Source organism: Mesorhizobium sp. M7A.F.Ca.CA.001.08.2.1 (assembly GCF_003998455.1).
GTDB classification, from domain to species: Bacteria; Pseudomonadota; Alphaproteobacteria; order Rhizobiales; family Rhizobiaceae; genus Mesorhizobium; species Mesorhizobium ciceri.
On record NZ_RZPW01000601.1, the window covers coordinates 1 to 3,987 of the forward strand.

The 3,987-nt window shown below is 63.0% G+C and carries 3 protein-coding genes and 1 pseudogene; 2 read left to right on the plus strand and 2 right to left on the minus strand.

Annotated elements, in window-relative coordinates:
• Both EN914_RS27185 and speB read right to left on the minus strand, forming a co-directional pair.
• A pseudogene (locus EN914_RS27185) lies at positions 1-206 on the minus strand (amino acid ABC transporter substrate-binding protein); the annotation flags it as partial.
• Between the two features lie 82 nt (positions 207-288).
• A complete protein-coding gene (gene speB, locus EN914_RS27190) occupies positions 289-1,350 on the minus strand; it encodes an agmatinase (RefSeq protein WP_024502058.1) in 1,062 nt (353 codons plus the stop codon).
• A gap of 206 nt (positions 1,351-1,556) precedes the next feature.
• Between speB and gcvA the strand changes: the two genes are divergently transcribed.
• Both gcvA and pncB read left to right on the plus strand, forming a co-directional pair.
• A complete protein-coding gene (gcvA, locus tag EN914_RS27195; protein WP_024502059.1) occupies positions 1,557-2,531 on the plus strand; it encodes a transcriptional regulator GcvA in 975 nt (324 codons plus the stop codon).
• Positions 2,532-2,667: 136 nt separating this feature from the next.
• Positions 2,668-3,972: a nicotinate phosphoribosyltransferase gene (gene pncB / locus EN914_RS27200; protein WP_013528440.1), complete on the plus strand. Its 1,305-nt coding sequence runs from the start codon at positions 2,668-2,670 to the stop codon at positions 3,970-3,972.
• Positions 3,973-3,987 lie beyond the last annotated feature (15 nt).

The following is a 3,987-nucleotide window of genomic DNA, read 5'->3' on the forward strand; positions in this document are numbered from 1 at the left end:
ACATCCATGTCATAGCCCTTGAGGCTCATGTCGGCGCTGGCCGAGGAGAAGGGCGGAAAGTCGGCGAAGACGCCGACATTGATGGTGCCGGCCTTGGTGATGTCCGCCAGCGCATCGGCGCTAGCGGCCTGAACTGCGAGGCCGAAACCGGCCGTGCCGAGCATCAGCACGGCGGCGATGGAGGCAAATGTCTTACGGATTGTCATTGTCATTCCCCTGTCTGGAAGCTTTGTTTGTTCGGGTCGGCCGCCGGCTCCAGCGCGGCGGCTGCCTTTGCTTTTCTAGACGTCAGGCGCCCTTGCCTGTTATCGCCGGGCTGAACACCATCAGGCTCAGTATCTCGAACAGCACCTGTGCGGCGGCATGCGCGGTGTTGGTGGTGGCGTCATATTGCGGCGCCACCTCGACGACGTCGCCGCCGACGATGTTGAGACCTTTGAGGCCGCGCAAGAGTTCGAGCACTTCGCGCGTCGTCAGCCCGCCGACCTCCGGCGTGCCGGTGCCCGGCGCGAAGGCCGGATCGACGCTGTCGATGTCGAAGGAGACATAGGTCGGGCCGTCGCCGACGATCTTGCGCGCCTTCTCGATGATCGCCGGAATGCCGAGGCCGGTCACCTCCTCGGCATGCACCACGGTCATGCCGGACTCGTAGGTGAACTCCCACAGATATTCGGCCGAGCCGCGGATGCCGATCTGGATCGTGCGCGTCGGGTCGAGCACGCCGTCAAGCACAGCGTTGCGGAACGGGCCGCCATGGTGGAACTTGGTCATGTCGAACAGGCCACTGGTGTCGCAGTGGGCGTCGATATGGATCAACCCCACCGGGGCCTTCTTGCCGACGGCCTTCAGAATTGGATGGCTGATCGAATGGTCGCCGCCGATCGACAGCGGAATGACCCCGGCATCGACGATCTGGTTGGTGCGGCGCTCGATATCCTCATGGCTGGTCTCAAGCCGGTAGCGGCTGCGGAACGGCGTGTCACCAATGTCGGCGACCCTGAGCTCATGCGTCGGCGCGCATTCCAGCACGTGATTGTAGGGCCCGATGCGCTCGATGGCGCGCAACGCCCTTGGCCCGAAGCGCGAGCCTGGGCGGTTGGTGACGCCGAGATCCATCGGCACGCCGATCATCGCCACCTGCAAATCGCCGAAATCCGGATTGTCGGCCGATATTTCGCGGTAGGGCGCGGCGAGAAAGGTCGGGATGCCTGAATAGGGCGCCAGCCGCGTGCCGCTCTTGGAGAAGATCTTGTCGGCGACCTTGCGGAATTTCGGGTCGAACATCTCGCCGCCATGGCTTTCACCATATTTGCGACGCAACGCATCGAGCTTGCCGCGATCGTATCCCATGTCCGCTCCTCCTGGGCTGATGCAGTGCCGGCGCGGGTGACGCCTGCGAACCGACCGTCATCCGGCCGGGCCGCTGTCCCGCTGGCTGCCTGCAGATTTCATGTCTTGATGCTGTTCTAAACTCAAGTGTCTGGCAGTGGCATTGAAAAATCAATTGATATTGTTAGGGTGTTTTCTGTGAGAAAATCTCACAACAAAGTGGTACCATGACCAAGCGCCTGCCACCGCTCAATCCGCTGCGCGCCTTCGAGGCAACGGCTCGCCATGGTTCACTGACCAAGGCGGCGACTGAGCTGAACGTCACGCATGGCGCCGTCAGCCACCAGATCAAGGCGCTCGAGCAGTCGCTCGGTGTCAAGCTGTTCGAGCGGGTCGGCCAGCGGGTCAAGCTGACACCGCATGGCGCGGAGCTTCTGCCGGCGGTGTCGACCGCGTTCGACGGCATCGCCGCCGCCACCCAGCGCATGACAAGGCCGGCGAGCAGCGGCACACTTTCGGTCTCCTGCGTGCCGGCGCTACTGTTGCTGTGGATGACACCGCGGCTCGGCAGTTTCATGGCGCAATATCCCGACATAAGGCTGACGCTTATTCCGTCCAACGATCCCAAGGATTTGCGGGCGCCCAATATCGATGTCTGCGTGCATTATGGCGACGGCAGCTGGACCGATTGCTGGATGCGCAAATGGTCGGGCCTCGAACTGTTCCCCGTGGTCAGCCCGACCTTGATCAACAACCGGCCGATCCGCAGCGTCAGGGATCTCGCCGATCATGTCTTCCTGCATGGCGATGACGGCCGCGAGTGGCACACCTGGCTGGCTGCCGCCGATGCGCTGGACCTGGAGCGGGGCCGCCGCCATCACCTCGGCGATGCGCGTATGGCGACCGAGGCAGCGGTGCACGGCCATGGCGTGGCGCTGGGCGACTCGGTGACGGCAAGCGCGCTGCTGGCCAGGGGCATGCTGGTCGCGCCGTTCAGCCTGTCGGTGCCGGCGGTCGACGATTTTTATGTCGTCTGCCGCAACGAGATGCGGACGACGCCGATCGTGCAGGTGTTCGTCGACTGGCTGTTTGCCGAGAAAGCGGGGGACGATGGGCGCGCCGACGCCCCTGTGGCCGGCCGCATCGTCAGCCGCCGCAAGCGTCCGGCGCTCAGGGTGATGGGCGGCAAATCCGCAAGCTGATGCCGGGCTGCGCGCCGCCGCATGCAGGCAGCTCTTTTTGTCGGGCCAGCCTGAAAGCGGGCAGCGTTGCGGCCGATTCGATGCTATGAGGCCTGTCGCAATTGTGGATGGCAGGCAGCGAAGGCGGTGTTGAAACATGGCTAAGACCGATATTGCGCGGCGCGTCTACAACCACACCTGGAAGCTCGACCCGATCGTGCGCAGCTTGCTCGACACGGATTTCTACAAGCTTTTGATGCTGCAGATGATCTGGGGCATGTATCCCAAGGTCGACGCAACCTTCTCGCTGATCAACCGCACGACCTCGGTGCGCCTTGCCGACGAGATCGACGAGGGCGAATTGCGCGAACAACTCGACCATGCCCGCACCTTGCGCTTCTCCAAGAAGGAGATGATCTGGCTCGGCGGTAACAATTTCTACGGCCGCAAGCAGATCTTCGAACCGGAATTCCTCGCCTGGCTGGAAGGCTTCCGGCTGCCCGAATACGAGCTGTCGAAGTGCGACGGGCAGTATGAACTGACCTTCAGCGGGCCGTGGATGTACACCACGCTGTGGGAAATCCCGGCGCTCGCCATCATCAATGAACTCCGATCTCGCGCGGCGATGCGGGCGTTCGGGCCTTTCGCGCTCGACGTGCTCTATGCCCGCGCCAAATCCAAGATGTGGGCCAAGACCGAGCGGCTGAAGGCGCTGCCCGGCATCCGCATCTCGGATTTCGGCACGCGCCGGCGCCATTCCTTCCTATGGCAGCGCTGGTGTGTCGAAGCGTTGAAGGAAGGCATCGGCGAGGCGTTCACCGGCACCTCCAACGTGCTTCTGGCCATGGACAACGACCTCGAAGCGCTCGGCACCAACGCACATGAGCTGCCGATGGTGTTTGCCGCGCTTGCCGACTCGGAAAAAGAGCTGAGACAGTCGCCTTACAAGGTGCTGCAGGACTGGCAGCGCTACTATGGCGGCAATCTGCTGATCGTGCTGCCCGACGCCTTCGGCACAGCATCGTTCCTGCGCGATGCGCCGGACTGGGTGGCCGACTGGACGGGCTTTCGCCCCGACAGCGCGCCGCCGATCGAAGGCGGCGAAAAAATCCTGTCCTGGTGGCGCGACAAGGGCAAGGACCCCAAGCAGAAACTGCTGATCTTCTCCGACGGGCTCGAGGTCGAGACCATCGAGGAGACCTATCGCCACTTCAAGGGCAAGGTGCGCATGTCCTTCGGCTGGGGCACCAATCTGACCAATGATTTCGAAGGCTGCGCGCCGACGGAAACCAACAGCCTCGACGCCATATCGCTGGTTTGCAAGGTCACCGAGGCCAATGGCAGGCCAGCGGTCAAGCTGTCGGACAATCCGGCCAAGGCGACCGGCGATGTGAAAGAGATCGAGCGGTATCTCAGGATTTTTGGCGAGAAGGACCGCGTGGAGCAATTGGTCAAGGTGTGAGGGGTGGGGTGGTGG

Coding starts and splice junctions, on each gene's coding strand:
- pncB (WP_013528440.1), top strand. CDS start 2,668: ATGGCTAAGACCGATATTGCGCGGCGCGTCTACAACCACACCTGGAAG.
- gcvA (WP_024502059.1), top strand. CDS start 1,557: ATGACCAAGCGCCTGCCACCGCTCAATCCGCTGCGCGCCTTCGAGGCA.
- speB (WP_024502058.1), bottom strand. CDS start 1,350: ATGGGATACGATCGCGGCAAGCTCGATGCGTTGCGTCGCAAATATGGT.